Here is a 22,033-nt window from a genome sequence, read left to right as displayed (position 1 = left end):
TTAGGCACGCCGCCAGCGTTCGTCCTGAGCCAGGATCAAACTCTCCAAAAAGTGTTTGATTGCTCAATTGTTTCCACCTAAGATGACAAGCATCTTATAGTAGAAGTTTCTTGCTTAAAACGTTGACGTTTTTATTGATTTTGTTCAGTTTTCAATGTTCAATTTGTTGCTCAGCGGCAACTCTTATATAATACCATTCGCCGTTATGAATGTCAACATCTTTTCAAAATGTTTTCATTCGTGTACTTCTCGTAACGGGCAAGATTTAATTTACCATGCATTAGAACAAAAGGTCAATACTTTTTCTTCTTTTTTTTATTTTTTTTCATATACTTTTTCAAACCACTTTAAAACGGAGGCTGAAGCCCTGATGCCTTGGTTATTTATTCGAATAAAACAGTTGAAATGGACCGCTCTTTTCCTTTGCTCCGCAATCTTTTTTTTAATGATGATTCCTCCTTCTGCTGAACAGCCAGTTGTTTCATTTGTTGATCGTCCTGCCGCTATTTACAAAGGGGACAAGCATATCGCGCTAACTGTAAATGCAGATGATTCTCAAAAGAATGCAGCGAAACTCGCGAAACTATTCATTAAGCACAAGGTAACTGCTTCTTTTTTTGTGACCTCTTCCTGGCTTGAGAAACACCCTAAAACAACCAAGCTTCTTGTTGACCGGGCATTTGATATCGGTGTCCTGCTGACGGATGTTTCGGACGACAAAGCGGTTGAAAAGGAAATTGCTTCTGTCCAAAAAATACTCGGTGCTTATCATAAAGAAGGAAATCTTTATATACGGGCGGCTGAGAATGACGGGGAATTATCGGAAGTTACTGCTTCACGTGGCTATTTGACAGTCCAATGGAGTGTTGATTTAGCAAAGCGGACTCCCACTGATTTTATCCGTCACGTTGAAAAAGGAGATATCGTGCTGCTAAATCCGAAAGAAGATTTGCGCATTACAGAGAAATGGCTGTCTCTTTTAATAAAAAAGGAAGAAACAGTCAGCTTATCGGAAATGGCAGGTGGAGAGACACGAATTGAGTACATTCCATGAAAAAACCTCAAAAACAGGAAGTTACCCTGCTTTCGAGGTTTTTTGATTGTATTTAGGAAGCATGAGCAGCTGGAAGGCGTTGCAGGGCAGCAGTGTGAAAAGCATTAAGTACAGCCAGCTTTTTTCATTTGCCTGCAGGACAGGAAGCCACTCTAGTGTTGTCACGACGACCATAAAGAAAAGAGCAGCGATAAAGATGTTTTTGCTTTTTCCTTTCGCTTTTATGTAGGCTGTTAAAAATCCGAAAACAAGTAAAATCGCAGCTAGCATTAAGTATGAGCCGAGGTCTTCTCCATTACTGAATGCCTTAAAGCGGAAATAAACAAGATCGAACAAAACAACGACGATTAGTGCGAGCTGGATAAAGGTCCAATAAGACCGGAATAAGCCAAGACCAAATTGATGAATCGTCAAATACGCAAAAAAGCCCATCTGGCTGATGACACTAAATGTAAACCCCACTCCAATGAGCCAGGTTAGAACAGATAATACTTCTTTCCATTCCCCATTCGCAAACAGTGGAGAAAATTCATTCCAGCGGATGATAAAGCCTAAAATGCCGGTCACTGCTCCGCCAATCAGCAATGTATGTGTAAAAAAGCGGATCCAATTTCGTATACCCACGCAAAAATCCCCCTGTATATTCTTCTGTTTCGATTGTACCAATACGCACTTTCATGTGCTATGGACATTTTTTGTATATTCATGAAAAAAGCTTCCGGGCTGCTGCCCGGGAGCTTTTAGTTCGATGAAATTTTTTCATCCAGTTTTTTTGCTATATCCTGATAAATAGTCCCGAGTGGATGATCTTCTGCATAAACCGATGGAGCAAAGTCTTCTTCGTTCCAGTCTGGCTGCTGAAGCGGCAGCCGGCCCAGTACCTCCGTACGCAGTTCATCGGCCAGCTTGTCACCGCCCCCGCGTCCAAAAATATATTCTTTTTCTCCTGTTGTTTTGCTTTCGAAGTACGCCATGTTTTCAATGACGCCAATAACTTCATGGTCTGTTTGAAGCGCCATTGCACCGGCACGGGCTGCAACAAAGGCGGCAGTCGGATGTGGCGTTGACACAATGACTTCTTTACAATGCGGCAGCATCGTATGTACATCAAGTGCCACATCACCTGTGCCTGGAGGCAAATCAAGAAGCAAATAGTCCAGATCACCCCACTCTACTTCTGAGAAAAAGTTATTCAGCATTTTGCCAAGCATTGGACCACGCCAAATGACCGGTGCGTTATCATCAACGAAAAAGCCCATTGAAATGACTTTGACACCAAAGCGGTCAACTGGAAAAATCTTTTCACCGCGTACAACAGGACGCGTTGTAATGCCCATCATGTCTGGCACGCTAAACCCATAAATATCGGCATCGACAAGTCCGACTTTTTTGCCAAGACGCGCAAGAGATACGGCGAGGTTGACCGATACGGTTGATTTACCGACGCCGCCTTTTCCGCTCGCAATCGCCAAAAAGGTCGTTTCGCTGTTTGGCGACAGAAGACCTTTGTCATTTCCTGCAGCATCTGCCCCACGAAATTTAGCAACCGCTTCTTCAGACAGCTCTTTAAAACGGATTCCAACTGTATCTACACCCGCTTCTTTTAGCGAATTGACAATGCGCATTTGCAGCTGGAGCTGTTCCGGCGTGCCTGTTTGCGCGATGGCAATTTTCACACTAACATGGTTTTTTTCTTCTTTGATTGATACTTCTTCAATGCCGCCCGTTTCCGCAAGTTTTTTATGTAAAAATGGGTCTTCAAGGGCATTCACGATTTCGCGTACCTGCGCTTCTGTAATCATGGGGAGCACCATCCTTCGTCTGTATTATTCTCGTTATTTAGTATAACATACTCATTTCAGAGAAGGATGGAAAACGGTTACTCCCGGGTTAAATAGCGCAGGATTCCACGAGAAATGGAGGCTGCTGTTTTCTCTTGATAGTCTGCACTTTCTAACAGCCGACGTTCAGCGGGATTAGATAAAAAGCCGATCTCAACAAGTACACCTGGCACATCTGCTTCTTTTAAAATATAAACGTGGCCGATCTCAGCCGGCTGCCGGTCTGTGTTTTCCAAATTGCCGGTTAGTTCTTTTTGTATATCCACCGCAATCTGTTTATTATCCGGCAGATGGGGAGAATAAAAGGTTTGCGCACCCCGCCACTGTTCTGTCGGAATCGCATTTAGATGAATGCTGATAAATAAATCTGCATCCGAATCATTAATGAGCTGCTTTCTTTTTTTCAAATCTTCTGTTTTGCGGGTCCGAATGATTTTCGTTTCGTCCTGTGCCAAATCTTTATCTTCTTCCCTCGTCATTAACACGACTGCCCCCTGCCCGTTTAAAAACTCCCGCAGCTTTTCTGATACGGATAGCGCGATATCTTTTTCAAGCGCCGGTTCACTTCCTGCACCCCCATCTATGCCCCCATGCCCCGGATCAATCATAATCGTCATGCCGGCAAGCGGCGGACGCCACGCATTAAAAGCTGGCTTCACATCGTTATATACAAAAGCGGCAATTGCCGCGAGTATGACAATGAACAAGATCTTTTTCATCGTCTCGCCTCCTGTCACAACCACTATATGAGTGAACAGCTCCACAAATGAAAAAAATCCTCTCTCCAAATGGAGAAAGGATTTTCAAACGTACTATTAACGTTTTGAGAACTGAGGTGCGCGACGAGCGCCTTTAAGACCGTATTTTTTACGTTCTTTCGCACGTGCATCACGAGTAAGGTAGCCAGCACGTTTAAGTGTTGAACGGAATTCCGGATCAGCTTGCAGAAGAGCGCGGGCGATACCGTGACGGATCGCTCCTGCCTGGCCTGTGTAGCCGCCTCCGTTTACATTTACGTGTACATCATAGCTGTTTACTGTTTCAGTCGCAACGAGCGGCTGGTTGATCACAGTGCGCAGCGCTTCGAATGGGATATAATCTTCAGCAGTACGGCCGTTGATGATGATTTTACCTTCGCCTGGTAAGAGACGTACGCGGGCTACTGAACTTTTACGGCGTCCTGTGCCTAAGTATTGAACTTGTGACAATGTCATTTCCTCCTTTTAATAATTAAAATTATCCGCGAAGTTCGTAAACTTCTGGTTGTTGTGCTTCATGTTTATGTTCTGCTCCAGCGTAAACGTGAAGTTTTTTGAACATTTGACGGCCTAAAGAACCTTTTGGAAGCATGCCTTTGATAGCAAGCTCAAGCATTCTTTCAGGGTTTTTATCACGCATTTGACCTGCAGTAGTTGTTTTCAAACCACCTGGATACATGCTGTGACGGTAGTAAATTTTCCCTTGAAGTTTGTTGCCTGTTAATTCGATTTTAGACGCATTAAGAATAATAACGTTATCGCCAGTGTCAACGTGTGGTGTGAAAGTTGGTTTATGTTTGCCGCGCAAAATAGATGCTACTTCGCTTGAAAGCCGGCCCAATGTTTTGCCTTCAGCATCGATCACGAACCATTTACGCTCGATTTCGCTTGCTTTAGCCATATAAGTCGTACGCATTATTTACCCTCCTGATTTGTTTATGTTTTACGGTTCCATGTATTTATATCACGATTAACTTTCCGGGGCTGATCGTGGGGTCAAATAACATACCATATGCTATAATATACCGCCTGCTAGTCAATGTCAAGACAAAATGCAACACTTGGTGAAGTTGTCACGAAGAAGTTCTAAGAGAAACAACTTTTGGCGTTAAAAAGACATTCTCTCATGCTGCCTGCCGGCAAATCCGTAAAGTGATTATTCATAGAATACTTCCCAAAGATAAAGCCCTTCGGCAGGTGCGGTCTGGGGAGCACGGTTCCGGTCACGCTCCGTTAAAATACGCGCGACGTCTTCCGGCTCCAGCCGGCCGTTGCCCACTTTAATAAGTGTTCCAACCATGATCCGGACCATATTGTATAAAAAACCCGTGCCTTTGAACCGAATTTCAAGATCGTCACCCTGTTCGAAAAATGAAATATCTGTGACAGTCCGTACTTTGTTTTCTTTATCGCTTTTCGTGGAACAAAAAGACGTAAAATCATGCTCTCCCAGTAAGTGAACAGCTGCTTTTTTCATCCGCTCCACCTCAAGCTGGTGCGGATAATGGTGTGCATATACCGTACGGAATGGATCGCGGTAGCGCGTGCGGTAAATACGATACCGATATTCCTTGCCCGTAACCGAATAACGGGCATGAAACTCCTCAAGCACTTCTTCCGTCCGCTTAACCGATATATCGCTTGGCAGCTCGCCGTTCAATGCACGGGCCCACCGCTCCGCCGGCATCGTAATGAGTGTATCAAAATGAACGACCTGTCCCATCGCGTGCACACCGGCGTCTGTCCGGCCAGAGGCATGCGTTTTAACCGGCACTTTTTTATGAATCTTCCAGAGCGCCTTCTCTAACTCCTGTTGCACAGTCCGGTCTTTCGGCTGCGACTGATAGCCAGAGAAGCGCGATCCGTCATACATAAGCTCACATTTAATTCGTTTCACGCTCATCCTCCTATCAGCTTCTCAGCATAAATAATGCGCCGGCCAGCACAGCAAGAAGCAGCAGCGCCCCTGTATCACGCACATGCCACGCCAAAACGCGGTATTTCGTTCGGCCCTCGCCGCCTTTATAACCACGGGCTTCCATTGCGACCGCGAGCTCCTCCGCCCGCTTAAACGCACTGACAAAAAGGGGAATTAAAAGTGGAATAACCGCCTTTACCCGATTGGCTATCGAACCGCTCGTAAAATCAGCACCACGGGCCATTTGCGCTTTCATAATCTTATCCGTTTCATCCAGAAGCGTTGGAATGAACCGAAGTGAGATTGACATCATCAGCGCAAGCTCATGGACCGGCACTTTGATTTTTTTAAGCGGACCGAATAATGACTCAATTCCATCTGTGACTGAGATGGGCGGTGTCGTCAGCGTCAAAAGAGAGGTCACCAGAATCAATAGGAAAAACCGTAATGAAATAAAAACCCCTTTGATGACGCCGCCTTCGTAAATGCTTAAAAAGCCAACCTGCGCCAGAATCTCTCCTTCTTTCGTAAAAAACACATGCAGAAAAAAAGTAAATAAAATAAGCAGAATCACCGGCTTTAAACCGGCAATTAAAAACCGGAGCTTTACGTTCGATAAAAAAACAATTAAAAGTGTAAAAGCGCCCAGCAGCGCATATGTTGCGACGTTGTTAGCCACAAAGACAATTAAAACAAAACCAAAAATAAATAACAGCTTTGCCCGTGGGTCCATCCGGTGCACAACCGAATCCGCCGGCAAATAGCGCCCTAAAATTATTTTCTCCATCATTGGCGATCACCACGCAGACGGCGGATTTCTTGTGCCAATTCTTCTGGAGTCAAACAAAGATGCTTCAGTGGATAACCCAGTTTTTCTTCAAATAAATGCTGGAAGCGGATTGTTTCCGGCACATCGAGTCCAATCGCTGTTAAACTGTCACGGTTGCTGAAAATATCACGGGGTGTGCCCGTTTTATACACACGCCCTTTATGCATCATGACAATGCGATCCGCATAACGGGCGGCGTCTTCCATACTGTGCGTGACAAGAACACACGTCAGTCCATTTTTCTTTTGAAGTGAAGCGAACATTTCCATCATGTCTAACCGGCCGCGAGGATCAAGTCCTGCTGTCGGCTCATCCAGGACGAGCACATCCGGTTTCATCGCCAGTACGCCGGCGATCGCCACACGTCTCATTTGTCCGCCTGACAGGTCAAAGGGGGACCGCTCCAGGACATTCTCCGGCAGTCCAACGAGACGAATAGCATCACGGGCACGCTGCTTCGCCTGTTCTTCCTGTACACCAAAATTCATCGGGCCAAAACAAATATCTTTCTCAACTGTTTCTTCAAACAGCTGATGCTCCGGGAATTGAAAAACAATGCCAACGCGGCGTCGGATCTCTTTTAAGTTTTTTTCTTTCCGGCCGGTAGCAATGGTTCGGCTACCAATATCTATTTCACCTTTTAGCGGTTTTAACAGTACGTTTAAATGCTGAAGAACGGTTGATTTGCCGGAGCCTGTATGGCCGATAATCGCCACATATTCACCAGACGGAATGTGAAATGAAACATCTGTTATAGCCATCCGTTCAAACGGCGTACCTGCTGCATACCGGTATTCTACTTCGCGAAGTTTAATGTCCATACGTCTCTCACCAGCTCTTCTTCATTAAAATGTCGCTGCGTCAGCAACAGTCCTTCATCCGCCAGCAGCTGACTCATCCGAACTGAAAACGGCACACCAAGGCCAAGTTGAAGCAATTCCTGGTCCATCTGAAAAATCTCTTGTGGTGTCCCTTCCGTGTATACGCTGCCTTCGTTCAGCACAACAACCCGATCCGCTTTTGCCGCTTCTTCAAGATCATGTGTAATCGAAATCACAGTCAATCCTTCTTTTTCTTTTAGTTCACGAATCGTGTCCATTACTTCATCACGTCCTAGCGGATCAAGCATCGAGGTTGCTTCATCAAGCAAAATAATGTCCGGGCGCAGTGCGATCACGCTCGCAATCGCCACCCGCTGCTTTTGGCCGCCGGATAGATGATGGGGCTCTTGATTCAGAAAGGCCGTCATGCCGACTTTTTGGAGTGCCGTCAGCACACGTTCCTTCATCTTCGTCTGTTCAACACCGTTGTTTTCTAACCCAAAAGCCACATCATCCTGCACCGTTGTGCCGACGAATTGATTATCTGGATTTTGAAAAACCATTCCGAGCTTTTCACGTATCGCCCAAACGTTATCTTCTGAGAGTGTCAATCCACCAATTGTAACCTGTCCTGTTTGCGGATAGTGAAGTCCATTCAGCATCTTTGCCAGCGTCGACTTTCCTGACCCATTATGACCGACGATTGCCAGCCATTCGCCGCGCTGTACACGCAATGATACGTCTTGAAGTGCAAAAGCTGTTTGATCCGGATATTGAAATGATACGTCTTGAATGGAAATCACAATTTCACCCAAGCTGACCCCTCCTATTTTCGGCAAAAACAAAAAAAGCCCGCACCCCGAGCCGAAGAAACGTTCTCTTCTTGCTTGCTGCTGTCCGCAGCGTGGCAGGGGGTGCATGAGCTAGACGGGACGCACGTGAAGCGTAAAAAAGGTACGCCCATCGTAACGCTCTAAGCTTGTTGATAGAAAAGCGCAAGGCGGCCGCCCAGGACCGCGTATGGTCGAGGGACTGGCTTGCCTGAAGCTGGACAATGTCCCAAAAAATACGCTTTATTTGAGTATAAAAAAAGGGCAAAACAAAGCAACGTTCGTTTTGTTCTGCCCATTTCGCGGTCTTATTGGCTTATACTAGCTCAATAATCACCATTGGTGCACCATCGCCGCGGCGTGGACCGACTTTCATAATACGAGTATAGCCACCTTGACGCTCTGTATAGCGTGGAGCTACATCATCAAACAATTTTTGAAGAGCGTATACAGGCTGCTCTTTCATTTTGCCTTTTTTCTCTACTTCTACAGTAGAAGCGACTTCGTGACGAATGAATGCAGCAGCCTGACGGCGGGCATGCAAGTCACCACGTTTACCGAGTGTAATCATTTTTTCTACAACTGAGCGCAATTCTTTTGCACGTGCTTCAGTCGTTTCAATGCGTTCGCTGATGATAAGATCTGTTGTCAAATCACGAAGCATCGCTTTGCGCTGAGCGCTTGTACGTCCTAGCTTTCTGTAAGCCATGAAGATACCCTCCTTTATTGATGTCGTTTAGTCAATCAATCTTCTTTTCGTAAGCCGAGGCCAAGCTCGTCCAGTTTCGCTTTTACTTCTTCAAGTGATTTACGGCCAAGGTTGCGGACTTTCATCATGTCGTCCTCGCTCTTGTTCGCAAGTTCTTGAACAGTATTAATACCAGCGCGTTTTAAGCAGTTGTAAGAACGGACAGATAGATCAAGTTCTTCGATCGTCATCTCAAGTACTTTTTCTTTCTGATCTTCTTCTTTTTCTACCATAATTTCCGCATGCTGTGCTTCATCTGTTAATCCTACGAAAATGTTAAGATGTTCATTTAAAATTTTTGCACCTAAAGAAATCGCTTCTTTCGGTCCGATGCTGCCATCTGTCCAAACGTCCAGTGACAATTTATCAAAGTTTGAAAGCTGCCCGACACGAGTGTTTTCCACTTGGAAGTTCACACGCGATACAGGTGTATAGATGGAGTCGATCGCAATGACGCCGATTGGATGATCTTCTTTTTTGTTGTGATCAGCCCGGTTGTACCCTCTGCCGCGTTGTGCCGTCAAGCGCATACGGAAATTGGCGTTTTCGCCCAATGTCGCAATATGCAGATCAGGATTTAAAATTTCCACATCGCTGTCATGAGTAATGTCGGCAGCCGTTACCGTTCCTGGACCTTGAACATCAATTTCAAGCGTTTTTTCCTCATCGGAATAAATCTTAAGCGCTAATTTTTTAATGTTCAAAATGATCGACGTAACATCTTCTACGACGCCTTCAATTGTTGAGAATTCGTGAAGTACACCATCAATCTGAATGGCTGTCACTGCGGCACCCGGAAGTGAAGATAATAAAATACGACGCAAGGAGTTCCCTAGAGTTGTACCATATCCGCGTTCAAGTGGTTCCACGACGAACTTTCCAAACGTAGCATCATCGCTGATCTCAACCGTTTCGATTTTTGGCTTTTCAATTTCGATCATTCCATTTTCCCTCCTTGAATACGTCGAAATTCCGGTAACCCGAAATTCCCCATGTTTACCATTCCCGATTTTACAAAGCAAGTGGTCAATTCCTGAATCAAAACAGTCAATTTTCCATTATAACCGGAATAGTTCTCCTTTATGCAGGAAGATTAAACACGACGACGTTTTGGAGGACGGCAGCCATTGTGAGGTACAGGTGTTACATCTTTAATTGCAGTAACTTCCAAACCTGCTGCTTGAAGCGCACGAATAGCAGCTTCACGGCCTGAACCAGGACCTTTTACTGTTACTTCAAGAGTTTTCATACCATGTTCGATTGATGCTTTAGCAGCTGTTTCAGCAGCCATTTGAGCAGCAAACGGAGTGGATTTACGTGATCCTCTGAAACCAAGGGAACCTGCACTTGACCAAGATAGAGCGTTACCGTGAACGTCTGTAATAGTGACAATTGTGTTGTTGAACGTTGAGCGGATGTGAGCAATACCAGATTCGATATTCTTTTTCACACGACGCTTACGAGTTTGTTGTTTACGAGCCATGTCTTAATTCTGCCTCCTTTACCAATTATTTTTTCTTGTTAGCTACAGTTTTACGCGGGCCTTTACGAGTACGCGCGTTATTTTTCGTGTTCTGTCCACGTACTGGAAGTCCACGGCGATGACGGATACCACGGAATGAACCGATTTCCATCAAACGTTTAATGTTAAGAGATACTTCACGACGAAGGTCACCCTCTACTTTCAAGCGGTCAACGATTTCACGGATTTTGTTTAATTCATCTTCCGTTAAATCGCGTACACGAGTGTCTTGAGAAACGCCTGCTTCTTCAAGAATTTGTTCAGCAGTTGGTCTGCCAATTCCAAAAATATAAGTTAACGAGATAACTACACGCTTTTCGCGTGGAATATCAACACCTGCTACACGTGCCATAAAATGTGCACCTCCCTTTAATATTAGCCTTGTTTTTGTTTATGCTTAGGGTTTTCACAAATAACCATAACTTTGCCGCGTCTGCGAATGACTTTGCATTTCTCACAGATTGGCTTAACTGATGGTCTTACTTTCATTTCTCCAACCTCCTTCATAGTCCGGAGCGCCATATATGTTATTTGTAACGGTACGTGATCCGTCCGCGTGTTAAGTCATACGGTGAAAGTTCTACTGTTACTTTATCACCAGGCAAGATACGGATAAAGTGCATACGGATTTTGCCTGAAACATGCGCTAAAATAGTATGCCCATTTTCCAATTCTACCTTAAACATGGCGTTTGGCAAAGTTTCAGTGACTTTACCTTCAATTTCAATTACATCGTCTTTCGCCATTTAGTTCGTCTCCCTTCACTTTTCATCCCGTCTGGCGGATGCCTAGACTTTCGTCAAAATGTCGAAGCCCGTTTCGGTTATCGCAATTGTATGTTCAAAATGAGCACACATTTTTCCATCCTGTGTAACGACAGTCCAATTATCCTCAAGTGTTTTTACGTAACGACGACCGGCATTGACCATCGGTTCGATCGCGAGCACCATACCGGGTTTTAGTACCGGTCCTTTTCCCGGCGGACCGTAATGAGGAATTTGTGGTGCCTCATGGAGGTTCTGCCCGACACCATGCCCAACATACTCACGAACGATTGAAAAGCCATTCGATTCCACATACGTTTGAATCGCATGGGAGATGGTTGAAAGACGTTCATCCGGTTTCGCTTCATTGAGTCCGATGTAAAGCGATTCCTCTGTTACGTCGAGAAGCTTCTCCGTCTCAGGTGCAATCCGGCCGACAGCGTATGTCCAGGCCGAGTCGCCATGATACCCTTTATAATAAGCGCCGATATCAATGCTGATAATGTCGCCTTCTTTTAATGTGCGGCTGCCGGGAATCCCGTGCACAAGCTCTTCATTAACCGAAGCGCAAATGCTGCCGGGAAAACCATTATACCCTTTAAAAGAAGGTGCTGCCTCCATGCTTCGAATGAACGTTTCCGCAACAGCATCCAGCTCCATCGTACTTATCCCGGGAGAGATATGGTTTTGCAGTTCCTGATGTGTAAGCGCGACAATACGCCCCGCTTCTTTCATAATCTCCAGTTCACGAGGGGTTTTACAAATGATCATTAGTTACGAAGACCTTTCAGGAGTGCTTCAATGTCTTCAAAAACAATATTGATGTCCTTCTGGCCGTTAATGTTTTTCAAATAACCTTTTTCGCGATAGAAAGCAAGCAATGGTGCTGTTTGTTTTAAATTCACGTCAAGGCGGTTTTGAACCGTTTCCGCATTATCATCTGCACGTTGATATAATTCTCCGCCGCAACGGTCGCATTTATCTTCCTGAGATGGCGAATTGAATTCCAGATGATATGTTGCACCACAGCTTTTGCAAATGCGGCGGCCTGTTAGGCGGCCCATCAAAATATTTTGGTCAACCTCAACATTAATGACGTAATCAATTTTACGGTTAAGGCCGGCAAGAATATCTTCGAGCGCTTCTGCCTGCGCTACTGTACGTGGGAAGCCGTCTAAAAGAAAGCCTTCTGCACAGTCCGCTTTTGCAAGACGTTCGTTGACAATGCCAATCGTCACTTCATCCGGAACGAGTTCACCTTTGTCCATAAATGATTTTGCTTTTAAGCCAAGCTCTGTTTCATCCTTCATTGCAGCACGGAACATGTCCCCTGTTGAAATGTGCGGCACGCCGTACTTTTCAACAATTTTCTCTGCCTGAGTCCCTTTACCGGCACCAGGCAATCCCATTAACACGAGATTCATCGATATACCCCCTCAGTCTGATTGAGTGAAGTGAATCACACTTCTCACCTTGCTTACTTCATAAAGCCTTTATAATGACGCTTTACAAGTTGTGCTTCAAGCTGCTTCATTGTTTCAAGTGCCACACCGACGACGATCAAAAGACTAGTACCGCCGATTTGTGCCGCTGGTGGAAGACCCGCGAATTGAATGAAGAAAACAGGCAGCACAGCAACGGCTGAAAGGAAAATTGCACCGACAAAAGTCAGACGGTAAAGCACGTTTGTCAAATAATCCTGTGTGTTCTTCCCGGGGCGAATGCCCGGAATATATCCACCCTGTTTTTTCAAGTTATCAGCAACTTGTTCAGGGTTTACTTGAATGAAAGCATAGAAATAGGTAAACGCAACAATCAATGCAACGTAGATCGCCATGCCGACCGGTTTCGTATAGTCAAAGATATTCTGAATGGTTGTCGTCACATCATTTGAACCAAAAAACGAACCAATAGTCTGCGGTGTGATCAAGAACGAGATCGCAAAGATAACCGGAATAACACCCGCTGCGTTTACTTTCAATGGAAGATGAGTCGACTGGCCGCCAACCGGTGCCATGCCGCCACCTGCCCCAACGCGTTTCGCGTATTGAATCGGGATTTTCCGCAGCGCCTGCTGGAAGAAAATAACCCCAACGACAATCGCCAGTACCGCAAGTAAAATCAAAAGAAGAACAACAATACGCAGGAAGAGCTGATCGCCCGCCCCTTCAATTTGCTGTGCGTAAATTTGGTTTACTGCTCCTGGAATGGCCGCCACAATTCCGGCGAAAATGATAATCGAAATTCCGTTGCCGACTCCTTTTGCTGTGATTTGTTCACCAAGCCACATAAGAAAAGCAGTACCCGCGGTCAACACTAATGCAATAAGCATATAGCCGCCAACGCTGCTGTTTTCGACAAGTAATCCGCCATATAAACGGTTAAATCCATATGACATTCCAAAACCTTGAATGAGGCCGAGCACGATTGTGAAATAGCGGGTAAACTGAGTCAGTTTGCGCCGTCCAACGTCACCTTGCTTCGACCATTCAGTAAATTTAGGAACAACATCCATTTGCAAAAGCTGCACGATAATGGACGCTGTAATGTAAGGCATAATCCCCATCGCGAGAATCGAGAAGTTTTGAAGCGCTCCTCCGCCGAACGTATTAAGGAATCCAATCAGTCCAGCCTGCTCCTGCATGCGGAGAACATCCGCATTAACATAAGGAACAGGAATGAATGTGCCGATCCGGAACACGATTAACATAAGGAGGGTGAATATAATTTTGTTTCTTATATCACCCACACGCATAAAATTGGAGATTGTGCGAAACATTAGATCACCTCAATCTTACCGCCAGCCGCTTCAATTGCTTCTTTCGCAGCAGCAGAGAATTTGTGCGCTTTAACAGAAAGCTTTTTCTCTACGTTGCCGTTCGCAAGAATTTTAATTCCTGCTTTTTCGCTTTTCACGATGCCGCTTTCGATAAGAAGTTCAGGTGTAACTTCTGTTCCTTCTTCGAAACGATTCAATGTATCGATGTTTACAACTGCGTATTCTTTACGGTTTACGTTTGTAAAGCCACGTTTTGGAAGACGACGGAATAAAGGAGTTTGTCCACCCTCAAATCCAAGACGGACACCACCGCCTGAACGTGATTTCTGACCTTTAGTACCTCTACCAGCAGTTTTACCGTTACCTGAACCTGTACCGCGTCCAACACGGTTGCGTTCTTTGCGGGAACCTGCAGCTGGTTTCAATTCATGAAGTTTCATGCTCTTGCACCTCCTTATTCTATAAAATAAAATTATTTTTCTGTAACAGTCACAAGATGAGACACTTTTTTAATCATACCGCGAATTGCCGTGTTGTCATTTTGCTCAACCGTTTGATGCATTTTGCGGAGACCTAGTGCCTTAACAGTCTCGCGTTGATCTTGTGTACGACCGATCAAGCTGCGAGTGAGGGTAATTTTTAATTTCTCAGCCATTATGATTCCCCCCTTATCCTAACAGTTCTTCTACAGATTTGCCGCGAAGTTTTGCAACTTGCTCAGCTGTTTTTAGCTCTCTCAAGCCTTCAATTGTAGCACGAACCATGTTGATCGGTGTGTTTGAACCGAGTGATTTGGAGAGAATGTCACCAACACCAGCAAGTTCAAGTACCGCACGGACAGGTCCGCCCGCGATAACTCCTGTACCTTCAGAAGCAGGTTTCAATAGGACTGAACCCGCACCAAAGTGTCCGATTACTTGGTGTGGCAATGTTGTGCCAACCATCGGTACGAATACAAGGTTTTTCTTCGCATCATCAATTGCTTTACGGATTGCGTCTGGAACTTCTTGTGCTTTACCAGTTCCAAAACCGACATTACCATTTTTATCGCCAACGACAACGAGTGCAGTAAAGCGGAAACGACGTCCACCTTTTACAACTTTCGCAACACGGTTGATCGTTACTACACGTTCTTCAAGTTCGAGTTTGTTTGGATCAATGCGACGCATTAAATGTGTCCCTCCTTTTATTAGAATTCTAGGCCATTTTCACGTGCTGCGTCAGCCAAAGCTTTAACGCGGCCATGATAAAGGTAGCCCCCACGGTCGAATACAACAGAAGCTACACCTTTTTCAGTTGCGCGTTTAGCGAGTAATTCGCCAACTTTCGCAGCAGCTTCCAGGTTGCTTGTTGATTCAAGACCGAAATCTTTTTCAATAGTTGAAGCACTTGCAAGTGTAACACCATTTGCATCATCAATCAATTGAGCGTAAAGGTGCTTGTTTGAACGGAATACGTTCAAGCGAGGACGCGCAGCTGTACCGGCGATTTTCGCACGTACACGGGCGTGGCGTCTTTTACGCGTTTTATTCTTATCAGCTTTTGTGATCATCCCGAGGTCACTCCTTTCTGATGCCTACGCGGCATTATTTACCTGTTTTACCTTCTTTGCGGCGAACTTGCTCGCCTTCATAACGAATACCTTTACCTTTGTACGGCTCAGGAGGACGAACTTGGCGGATGTTGGCAGCGATCGCTCCAACGCGCTCTTTGTCGATCCCTTTAATGTTGATTTTTGTATTTGCAGGAACATCGATTTCAATGCCATTTTCTGCTTCGAATTCAACTGGGTGTGAAAAACCTACACTCAATACAAGTTTTGTTCCTTGTTTTTGTGCACGGTAACCGACACCAACCAACTCAAGGTTACGTTCAAATCCTTTTGATACGCCTTCTACCATATTGGCAAGAAGCGCACGAGTTGTTCCGTGGATTGTACGGTGTTCTTTTGAATCTGAAGGACGAACGACTGTTACATTGCTGCCTTCAATTTCAATTGATAAATCTTTATTAAACCGACGAGTCAATTCTCCCTTAGGACCTTTGACAGTCACTTCATTATTATTGTTTGTAATCGTAACGCCTTCTGGAAGCTCGATTACTTTTTTACCTACGCGTGACATAGTTTCGCACCTCCATTCTTTAAAAGATTATTACCAAACGTACGCGAGTACTTCGCCGCCTACTTGCTTAGCGCGGGCTTCTTTATCAGTTACTACACCAGTGGATGTAGAAAGAATCGCAATACCAAGTCCGTTAAGAACACGTGGTACCTCATCAGCTTTCGCATATACGCGAAGACCTGGTTTAGAAATACGCTTCAAGCCTGTGATTACACGCTCATTGCCGCTATATTTCAAGAAAATACGGATAACACCTTGTTTGTCGTCTTCGATGAACTCAACGTCACGGACGAATCCTTCACGTTTCAAGATTTCAGCGATTTCACGTTTAATTTTGGAAGCAGGTACTTCCAGTTTTTCATGACGAACCATGTTCGCATTACGGATGCGAGTCAGCAAGTCAGCAATCGGATCTGTCATAACCATTTATAATTACCTCCTTCCGGAATCAGTGTATTACCAGCTGGCTTTTTTAACGCCAGGAATTTGACCTTTATAAGCTAGTTCACGGAAACAAATACGGCAAAGTTTAAATTTGCGTAATACAGAGTGTGGACGTCCGCAACGTTCGCAGCGTGTGTACTCTTGCACTTGAAACTTTTGTGTACGCTTTTGTTTCGCAATCATTGATTTTTTAGCCACGTTTTCGCCTCCCTTATATAGCGATTACTTTTGGAACGGCATTCCAATTTGTGTTAACAACTCACGAGCTTCTTCGTCCGTGTTGGCAGTAGTGACGATAACGATGTCCATGCCGCGTACTTTTGATACTTTATCGTAATCAATCTCAGGGAAGATTAGTTGTTCCTTCACACCAAGAGTGTAGTTGCCACGACCGTCAAACGCTTTTTTAGAAACGCCGCGGAAGTCACGTACACGTGGAAGTGAAATAGAAACAAGTTTATCAAGGAATTCGTACATGCGCTCGCCGCGAAGAGTTACTTTCGCACCGATTGGCATACCTTCACGAAGACGGAATCCTGCGATTGAATTTTTCGCTTTTGTAACCATTGGCTTTTGACCAGTGATTTGAGTAAGTTCTTCAACAGCTGTATCCAATACTTTAGCGTTTTGGACTGCTTCACCAACACCCATATTTACGACGATTTTTTCAACTTTAGGTACTTGCATTACTGACGTATAATTGAACTTGCTCACAAGAGCAGGTGTAATTTCTTTTTGATATTTTTCTTTAAGGCGGTTCACTTAGAATACCTCCCTTCTTGAACTTTTTATTTATCTAGAGTTTCACCGGATTTTTTTGCTACGCGGACTTTTTTGCCATCCACTTCTTTGTAACCTACGCGAGTAGGTTCATTTGTTTTCGGATCCAACAGCATTACGTTGGATACGTGAATAGCTGCTTCCTGGCTTAGGATGCCGCCCTGCGGATTTAATTGTGAAGGTTTCGCATGTTTTTTCACGATGTTAATACCTTCAACAAGCACACGGTCTTTTTTAGGGAAAGCTGCAAGAATAACGCCTGTTTTGCCTTTATCTTTGCCTGTGATGACCATCACTTTATCGCCTTTTTTCACGTGCATGTTGCGCACCTCCTTGATGGGCCTTTTATTTATTCAGTTCAATTAGATTACTTCCGGAGCTAGGGAAACAATCTTCATGAAATTGCTGTCGCGAAGTTCGCGGGCAACCGGGCCGAAAATACGTGTGCCACGCGGGCTCTTATCGTCACGAATGATAACGCACGCGTTTTCGTCGAAGCGGATGTAGGAACCGTCATTACGGCTGACTCCACGCTTTGTACGAACGATAACCGCTTTTACCACTTCACCTTTTTTGACAACGCCACCTGGTGTTGCTTGTTTTACTGTACACACGATTACATCACCGACATTAGCTGTCTTACGACCGGAACCACCGAGGACTTTGATCGTTAATACTTCACGTGCACCAGAATTGTCAGCTACTTTTAAACGTGATTCTTGCTGGATCATTTAGGTTACCTCCTTTCGGACTTTAACATTTATCCGAACATAAATTAGATGATGACTGCTTTTTCCACTACTTCGAGAAGGCGGAAACGTTTTGTTGCAGAAAGCGGCCGTGTTTCCATGATGCGGACTACGTCACCGATTTTCGCTTCGTTGTTCTCATCATGAGCCTTAAACTTTTTAGTGTACTTTATGCGTTTGCCATAAAGCTTGTGTGTTTTATATGTTTCAATAAGAACCGTTACTGTTTTATCCATTTTGTCAGAAACAACACGGCCCGTGTAAACTTTGCGCTGATTGCGTTCGCTCATCGTGCAAACCTCCTTTCAATTATCGATTATCAATTTCCCGTTGACGAATCACGGTTTTCATGCGGGCGATCGCTTTACGTACTTCACGAATACGGGCAGTATTCTCAAGCTGTCCCGTCGCCAATTGAAAGCGAAGGTTGAAGAGTTCTTCTTTGAGCGACTTTACTTGTTGTTCAATTTCAGCAGTGGTAAGTTCACGGATTTCATTAGCTTTCATTTGATTCACCACCAATTTCTTCACGTTTTACGATCTTGCATTTAATAGGAAGCTTATGCGCTGCAAGGCGTAGTGCTTCACGTGCAACATCTTCAGGAACGCCGGCAATTTCAAACATGATCTTGCCTGGTTTCACGACCGCTACCCAGCCTTCAGGAGCACCTTTACCGGAACCCATCCGTACTTCAAGAGGTTTTTTCGTATATGGTTTGTGAGGGAAAATTTTAATCCAAACTTTACCGCCACGTTTCATGTAACGAGTCATCGCGACACGGGCAGATTCGATTTGACGATTTGTGATCCAAGAAGCTTCAACTGCTTGAAGACCATACTCACCAAATGCTATTTCTGTTCCGCCTTTCGCTTGACCGCGCATCTTGCCGCGGTGTACACGACGATATTTTACGCGTTTTGGCAACAACATATTATTTGCCTCCTTCCTGAGTTTGCTTCTTCGTTGGAAGAACCTCTCCACGGTAGATCCATACTTTTACGCCAAGCTTGCCGTATGTTGTATTTGCCTCAACATTTGCATAGTCGATGTCGGCGCGAAGAGTATGAAGTGGAACTGATCCTTCACTGTAATGTTCAGCACGGGCAATCTCAGCTCCGCCAAGACGTCCTGAAACTTGTGTTTTAATCCCTTTTGCACCAGAACGGATTGTCCGCTGGATAGCCTGCTTTTGAGCGCGGCGGAATGATACACGGTTTTCAAGCTGGCGAGCGATGTTTTCCGCTACTAGTTTTGCATCAAGGTCAGCACGTTTCACTTCAACGATGTTAATGTGAACACGTTTGCCTGTAATTTCATTTAAAGCTTTACGAAGTGCTTCTACTTCAGAACCGCCTTTACCAATAACCATACCAGGTTTAGCAGTATGAACAGTAACGTTAACACGGTTCGCAGCACGTTCAATTTCAACACGGGATAGAGAAGCATCTTTAAGGCGCTCTTCGATGTATCCGCGTACTTTCAAATCTTCATGAAGAAGATTTGCGTAGTCTTTTTCAGCGTACCATTTAGAATCCCAGTCGCGAATGATCCCGACGCGCAGTCCATGAGGATGTACTTTTTGACCCACGAATTATCCCTCCTTTTTTTCTGCCACGACGATTGTGATGTGGCTAGTGCGTTTGTTAATTGCGCTTGCACGTCCCATTGCACGTGGACGGAAACGTTTCAATGTTGGTCCTTCGTCTACAAAAGCTTGTGTAACAACAAGGTTGTTTACATCAAGATCATAGTTATGTTCTGCATTTGCGATAGCAGAGTTTAATAATTTTTCAATTACAGGAGATGACGTTTTTGGCGTGTGTTTCAAGATCGCCACTGCTTCTCCCACTTGCTTGCCTCGGATCAGGTCAATCACTAGACGCACCTTACGAGGAGCAATGCGGACTGTTCTTAAGACAGCTTTAGCTTCCATTGGGATATCCTCCTCTCAATTAACGTCTTGTTTTCTTATCGTCAGCAACGTGTCCTTTATACGTACGCGTTGGCGCGAATTCACCAAGTTTATGACCAACCATGTCTTCAGTAACGTATACAGGTACGTGTTTACGACCATCGTATACAGCGATTGTGTGTCCGATGAATGTCGGGAAAATCGTAGAACGGCGTGACCAAGTTTTAATAACTTGTTTTTTTTCAGTTTCATTCAGTTTTTCAACTTTATTGAATAAATGATCATCAACAAAAGGTCCTTTTTTCAAGCTGCGGCCCATTTGTGTACCTCCCTTCGTGATTGGTCTACGGTTCGCACTTGGAACCGTAGGTCAATTACGTTATTTTTTGCGACGACGAACGATAAATTTATCTGATTTGTTAACTTTTTTACGTGTTTTGTACCCAAGAGCTGGTTTGCCCCAAGGTGTAACAGGGCCTTTACGACCGATTGGCGCGCGTCCTTCACCACCACCGTGTGGATGGTCGTTCGGATTCATTACAGAACCACGAACAGTAGGGCGTTTGCCCAACCAGCGTGAACGTCCTGCTTTACCAATGTTAACAAGTTCATGCTGCTCATTACCAACTTGACCGATTGTAGCACGGCATGTTGCAAGAATCATGCGCACTTCACCTGAGTTCAAGCGAACGAGTACATATTTGCCTTCTTTACCAAGTACTTGAGCTGAAGTTCCTGCAGAACGAACTAACTGTCCGCCTTTGCCTGGTTTCAATTCAATGTTGTGAATCACTGTACCAACCGGAATATTAACAAGAGGAAGTGCGTTTCCTACTTTAATATCTGCTTCCGGTCCAGACACGATTTCTGTTCCAACTACGAGGTTTTTTGGTGCTAAGATATAGCGTTTTTCTCCATCAACGTAGTTCACGAGTGCAATGTTAGCGGAACGGTTCGGATCATATTCGATCGTAGCAACGCGTCCTGGAATGCCATCTTTATCACGTTTGAAGTCGATAATACGGTATTGACGCTTGTGACCGCCGCCTCTATGACGGACTGTGATTTTACCTTGGTTATTACGGCCGCCTTTCTTTTTCAACGGCTCAAGCAATGATTTCTCAGGTGTGCTTGTTGTAATTTCAGCATAATCCAAAGTCGTCATGTTACGACGACCATTTGTGGTCGGTTTGTACTTTTTAATCGCCATTTCGTGTCCCTCCTCTTCTATTTTATGCGTTTATTACGCTTCGAAAAGTTCGATTTCTTTGCTGTCTTGCGTCAATGTAACGATTGCTTTACGGCGTTTGTTTGTATAGCCGGCATGACGTCCCATACGCTTAAATTTACCTTTGTAGTTCATGACGTTCACGTTTTTGACTTTAACGCCGAAGATCGCTTCAACAGCAGTCTTGACTTGCGTTTTGTTCGCACGTACGTCCACTTCGAAAGTGTATTTTTTCTCAGCCATTACAGCCATAGATTGTTCAGTAATAACGGGGCGCTTAATCACATCGCGTGCATCCATTATGCAAGCACCTCCTCTACTTTTTCAACCGCCGCTTTAGTAATGATAAGTTTATCATGTCCAAGCAGGTCAAGGATGTTGATGCCAGATGCTTCAACCACTGTTACACCAGGGATGTTGCGCGCTGACAATGCAACGAATTCATTTACTGTATCTGTTACGATCAATGCTTTTGAGTCAACAGACAAGTTTTTCAACACTGCAGTGAATTCTTTTGTTTTTGGCGCGTCGAATGACAAAGCTTCCAACACAAGAATGTTTTGCTCTTGTACTTTTGATGACAAAGCAGATTTCAATGCAAGACGACGTACCTTTTTCGGCAATTTGTAGCTGTAGCTGCGTGGAGTCGGACCGAAGACCACACCACCGCCGCGCCATTGTGGAGAACGGATAGAACCTTGACGCGCACGTCCAGTTCCTTTTTGTTTCCAAGGCTTACGACCGCCGCCGCGAACTTCCGAACGATTTTTAACTTTGTGATTACCTTGACGCAAAGATGCGCGCTGCATAATCACCGCTTCAAATACGACGTGTTCATTTGGTTCGATTCCGAATACAGCGTCGTTTAGTTCGATATCGCCGACTTCAGAACCAGTTTGGTTTAATACTTTAACTTTAGCCATTTCTGTTTC

Annotated in this window: 38 protein-coding genes; 1 reads left to right on the top strand and 37 read right to left on the bottom strand. The window is 44.7% G+C overall.

Translation table 11 applies throughout. The features are described from left to right. The first annotated feature begins 370 nt into the window (after positions 1 to 370). Positions 371 to 1,054, top strand: a complete 684-nt coding sequence (locus NLX67_RS19225) for a polysaccharide deacetylase family protein (RefSeq protein WP_254313021.1) — start codon at positions 371 to 373, stop codon at positions 1,052 to 1,054. 21 nt (positions 1,055 to 1,075) lie between these two features. Here the strand turns inward: NLX67_RS19225 and NLX67_RS19220 are convergent, their stop codons facing one another. From NLX67_RS19220 to rplD, 37 genes are all read right to left on the bottom strand, one after another. Further along, on the bottom strand, positions 1,076 to 1,678 hold the full coding sequence (locus NLX67_RS19220) for a KinB-signaling pathway activation protein (protein WP_254313019.1): 603 nt from the start codon (positions 1,676 to 1,678) through the stop codon (positions 1,076 to 1,078). Positions 1,679 to 1,794: 116 nt separating this feature from the next. Then, a complete protein-coding gene (locus NLX67_RS19215; protein ID WP_254313017.1) occupies positions 1,795 to 2,856 on the bottom strand; it encodes a P-loop NTPase in 1,062 nt (353 codons plus the stop codon). Between the two features lie 77 nt (positions 2,857 to 2,933). Further along, complete coding sequence (gene cwlD / locus NLX67_RS19210) at positions 2,934 to 3,614, bottom strand: N-acetylmuramoyl-L-alanine amidase CwlD (RefSeq protein ID WP_046180659.1); 681 nt, start codon at positions 3,612 to 3,614, stop codon at positions 2,934 to 2,936. 96 nt (positions 3,615 to 3,710) lie between these two features. Next, positions 3,711 to 4,103 (bottom strand): 30S ribosomal protein S9, encoded by a 393-nt coding sequence (gene rpsI / locus NLX67_RS19205; RefSeq protein ID WP_046180660.1) that lies wholly within the window; start codon positions 4,101 to 4,103, stop codon positions 3,711 to 3,713. 28 nt (positions 4,104 to 4,131) lie between these two features. After that, a complete protein-coding gene (gene rplM, locus NLX67_RS19200; protein WP_046180661.1) occupies positions 4,132 to 4,569 on the bottom strand; it encodes a 50S ribosomal protein L13 in 438 nt (145 codons plus the stop codon). Positions 4,570 to 4,809: 240 nt separating this feature from the next. Further along, entirely contained in the window at positions 4,810 to 5,550 is a 741-nt protein-coding gene (gene truA / locus NLX67_RS19195) for a tRNA pseudouridine(38-40) synthase TruA (protein ID WP_254313016.1), read from the bottom strand. Between the two features lie 13 nt (positions 5,551 to 5,563). Next, on the bottom strand, positions 5,564 to 6,361 hold the full coding sequence (locus NLX67_RS19190) for an energy-coupling factor transporter transmembrane component T family protein (RefSeq protein WP_046180663.1): 798 nt from the start codon (positions 6,359 to 6,361) through the stop codon (positions 5,564 to 5,566). After that, positions 6,358 to 7,221: an energy-coupling factor ABC transporter ATP-binding protein gene (locus tag NLX67_RS19185; RefSeq protein ID WP_254313015.1), complete on the bottom strand. Its 864-nt coding sequence runs from the start codon at positions 7,219 to 7,221 to the stop codon at positions 6,358 to 6,360. The genes NLX67_RS19190 and NLX67_RS19185 overlap by 4 nt, the downstream gene beginning before the upstream one ends. Continuing rightward, on the bottom strand, positions 7,197 to 8,036 hold the full coding sequence (locus tag NLX67_RS19180) for an energy-coupling factor ABC transporter ATP-binding protein (protein ID WP_254313014.1): 840 nt from the start codon (positions 8,034 to 8,036) through the stop codon (positions 7,197 to 7,199). Before NLX67_RS19180 ends, NLX67_RS19185 begins: the two co-directional genes overlap by 25 nt. A gap of 331 nt (positions 8,037 to 8,367) precedes the next feature. Further along, entirely contained in the window at positions 8,368 to 8,760 is a 393-nt protein-coding gene (rplQ, locus tag NLX67_RS19175; RefSeq protein ID WP_046180666.1) for a 50S ribosomal protein L17, read from the bottom strand. Between the two features lie 35 nt (positions 8,761 to 8,795). Then, on the bottom strand, positions 8,796 to 9,740 hold the full coding sequence (locus tag NLX67_RS19170; protein ID WP_046180667.1) for a DNA-directed RNA polymerase subunit alpha: 945 nt from the start codon (positions 9,738 to 9,740) through the stop codon (positions 8,796 to 8,798). Positions 9,741 to 9,892: 152 nt separating this feature from the next. Beyond that, positions 9,893 to 10,282: a 30S ribosomal protein S11 gene (gene rpsK, locus NLX67_RS19165; RefSeq protein WP_046180668.1), complete on the bottom strand. Its 390-nt coding sequence runs from the start codon at positions 10,280 to 10,282 to the stop codon at positions 9,893 to 9,895. A 25-nt stretch (positions 10,283 to 10,307) separates the two neighbouring features. Next, the gene (gene rpsM / locus NLX67_RS19160; protein WP_046180669.1) at positions 10,308 to 10,673 is read right to left on the bottom strand and encodes a 30S ribosomal protein S13; all 366 of its coding nucleotides are present in this window, start codon (positions 10,671 to 10,673) and stop codon (positions 10,308 to 10,310) included. Between the two features lie 23 nt (positions 10,674 to 10,696). Further along, positions 10,697 to 10,810, bottom strand: coding sequence for a 50S ribosomal protein L36 (rpmJ, locus tag NLX67_RS19155; RefSeq protein ID WP_000868344.1), 114 nt, complete (start codon positions 10,808 to 10,810; stop codon positions 10,697 to 10,699). Positions 10,811 to 10,848: 38 nt separating this feature from the next. Then, on the bottom strand, positions 10,849 to 11,067 hold the full coding sequence (gene infA / locus NLX67_RS19150; protein WP_046180670.1) for a translation initiation factor IF-1: 219 nt from the start codon (positions 11,065 to 11,067) through the stop codon (positions 10,849 to 10,851). A 42-nt stretch (positions 11,068 to 11,109) separates the two neighbouring features. Continuing rightward, entirely contained in the window at positions 11,110 to 11,856 is a 747-nt protein-coding gene (map, locus tag NLX67_RS19145; protein WP_046180671.1) for a type I methionyl aminopeptidase, read from the bottom strand. After that, positions 11,856 to 12,509 (bottom strand): adenylate kinase, encoded by a 654-nt coding sequence (locus NLX67_RS19140; protein WP_254313012.1) that lies wholly within the window; start codon positions 12,507 to 12,509, stop codon positions 11,856 to 11,858. The genes map and NLX67_RS19140 overlap by 1 nt, the downstream gene beginning before the upstream one ends. Before the next feature lie 53 nt (positions 12,510 to 12,562). After that, on the bottom strand, positions 12,563 to 13,864 hold the full coding sequence (gene secY, locus NLX67_RS19135) for a preprotein translocase subunit SecY (RefSeq protein ID WP_046180673.1): 1,302 nt from the start codon (positions 13,862 to 13,864) through the stop codon (positions 12,563 to 12,565). Beyond that, on the bottom strand, positions 13,864 to 14,304 hold the full coding sequence (gene rplO, locus NLX67_RS19130; protein ID WP_046180674.1) for a 50S ribosomal protein L15: 441 nt from the start codon (positions 14,302 to 14,304) through the stop codon (positions 13,864 to 13,866). Before rplO ends, secY begins: the two co-directional genes overlap by 1 nt. Before the next feature lie 32 nt (positions 14,305 to 14,336). Next, positions 14,337 to 14,519: a 50S ribosomal protein L30 gene (gene rpmD, locus NLX67_RS19125; protein ID WP_046180675.1), complete on the bottom strand. Its 183-nt coding sequence runs from the start codon at positions 14,517 to 14,519 to the stop codon at positions 14,337 to 14,339. Positions 14,520 to 14,532: 13 nt separating this feature from the next. Then, complete coding sequence (gene rpsE / locus NLX67_RS19120; RefSeq protein ID WP_046180676.1) at positions 14,533 to 15,033, bottom strand: 30S ribosomal protein S5; 501 nt, start codon at positions 15,031 to 15,033, stop codon at positions 14,533 to 14,535. Positions 15,034 to 15,053: 20 nt separating this feature from the next. Further along, positions 15,054 to 15,416 (bottom strand): 50S ribosomal protein L18, encoded by a 363-nt coding sequence (gene rplR, locus NLX67_RS19115; protein ID WP_046180677.1) that lies wholly within the window; start codon positions 15,414 to 15,416, stop codon positions 15,054 to 15,056. Positions 15,417 to 15,450: 34 nt separating this feature from the next. Beyond that, positions 15,451 to 15,987: a 50S ribosomal protein L6 gene (rplF, locus tag NLX67_RS19110; protein WP_254313011.1), complete on the bottom strand. Its 537-nt coding sequence runs from the start codon at positions 15,985 to 15,987 to the stop codon at positions 15,451 to 15,453. 30 nt (positions 15,988 to 16,017) lie between these two features. Continuing rightward, a complete protein-coding gene (rpsH, locus tag NLX67_RS19105) occupies positions 16,018 to 16,413 on the bottom strand; it encodes a 30S ribosomal protein S8 (protein WP_046180679.1) in 396 nt (131 codons plus the stop codon). A gap of 30 nt (positions 16,414 to 16,443) precedes the next feature. Beyond that, positions 16,444 to 16,629, bottom strand: a complete 186-nt coding sequence (locus tag NLX67_RS19100) for a type Z 30S ribosomal protein S14 (RefSeq protein ID WP_046180680.1) — start codon at positions 16,627 to 16,629, stop codon at positions 16,444 to 16,446. A gap of 24 nt (positions 16,630 to 16,653) precedes the next feature. Further along, positions 16,654 to 17,193 (bottom strand): 50S ribosomal protein L5, encoded by a 540-nt coding sequence (gene rplE, locus NLX67_RS19095; protein WP_046180681.1) that lies wholly within the window; start codon positions 17,191 to 17,193, stop codon positions 16,654 to 16,656. Between the two features lie 26 nt (positions 17,194 to 17,219). Further along, the gene (gene rplX / locus NLX67_RS19090; RefSeq protein ID WP_254313010.1) at positions 17,220 to 17,531 is read right to left on the bottom strand and encodes a 50S ribosomal protein L24; all 312 of its coding nucleotides are present in this window, start codon (positions 17,529 to 17,531) and stop codon (positions 17,220 to 17,222) included. 42 nt (positions 17,532 to 17,573) lie between these two features. After that, a complete protein-coding gene (gene rplN / locus NLX67_RS19085) occupies positions 17,574 to 17,942 on the bottom strand; it encodes a 50S ribosomal protein L14 (protein ID WP_046180683.1) in 369 nt (122 codons plus the stop codon). Between the two features lie 44 nt (positions 17,943 to 17,986). Beyond that, complete coding sequence (rpsQ, locus tag NLX67_RS19080) at positions 17,987 to 18,250, bottom strand: 30S ribosomal protein S17 (protein ID WP_045851861.1); 264 nt, start codon at positions 18,248 to 18,250, stop codon at positions 17,987 to 17,989. Between the two features lie 19 nt (positions 18,251 to 18,269). Further along, positions 18,270 to 18,467, bottom strand: coding sequence for a 50S ribosomal protein L29 (gene rpmC, locus NLX67_RS19075; protein ID WP_045851860.1), 198 nt, complete (start codon positions 18,465 to 18,467; stop codon positions 18,270 to 18,272). Continuing rightward, positions 18,457 to 18,891, bottom strand: a complete 435-nt coding sequence (gene rplP / locus NLX67_RS19070; RefSeq protein ID WP_046180684.1) for a 50S ribosomal protein L16 — start codon at positions 18,889 to 18,891, stop codon at positions 18,457 to 18,459. Before rplP ends, rpmC begins: the two co-directional genes overlap by 11 nt. 1 nt (position 18,892) lies before the next feature. After that, the gene (rpsC, locus tag NLX67_RS19065) at positions 18,893 to 19,549 is read right to left on the bottom strand and encodes a 30S ribosomal protein S3 (protein WP_046180685.1); all 657 of its coding nucleotides are present in this window, start codon (positions 19,547 to 19,549) and stop codon (positions 18,893 to 18,895) included. Positions 19,550 to 19,552: 3 nt separating this feature from the next. Then, positions 19,553 to 19,894, bottom strand: coding sequence for a 50S ribosomal protein L22 (rplV, locus tag NLX67_RS19060; protein WP_045851857.1), 342 nt, complete (start codon positions 19,892 to 19,894; stop codon positions 19,553 to 19,555). 19 nt (positions 19,895 to 19,913) lie between these two features. Beyond that, entirely contained in the window at positions 19,914 to 20,192 is a 279-nt protein-coding gene (gene rpsS, locus NLX67_RS19055) for a 30S ribosomal protein S19 (protein WP_018395159.1), read from the bottom strand. A 60-nt stretch (positions 20,193 to 20,252) separates the two neighbouring features. Further along, the gene (rplB, locus tag NLX67_RS19050; protein WP_254313008.1) at positions 20,253 to 21,083 is read right to left on the bottom strand and encodes a 50S ribosomal protein L2; all 831 of its coding nucleotides are present in this window, start codon (positions 21,081 to 21,083) and stop codon (positions 20,253 to 20,255) included. A 33-nt stretch (positions 21,084 to 21,116) separates the two neighbouring features. Next, positions 21,117 to 21,401: a 50S ribosomal protein L23 gene (rplW, locus tag NLX67_RS19045; protein ID WP_046180687.1), complete on the bottom strand. Its 285-nt coding sequence runs from the start codon at positions 21,399 to 21,401 to the stop codon at positions 21,117 to 21,119. Next, on the bottom strand, positions 21,401 to 22,024 hold the full coding sequence (gene rplD / locus NLX67_RS19040; RefSeq protein ID WP_046180688.1) for a 50S ribosomal protein L4: 624 nt from the start codon (positions 22,022 to 22,024) through the stop codon (positions 21,401 to 21,403). Before rplD ends, rplW begins: the two co-directional genes overlap by 1 nt. Positions 22,025 to 22,033: the final 9 nt, after the last annotated feature.

This window comes from Domibacillus sp. A3M-37 (assembly GCF_024213455.1).
In the GTDB taxonomy this organism is placed as follows: Bacteria; Bacillota; Bacilli; order Bacillales; family Domibacillaceae; genus Domibacillus; species Domibacillus tundrae.
This window is presented reverse-complemented; position numbering and strand designations above follow the sequence as displayed.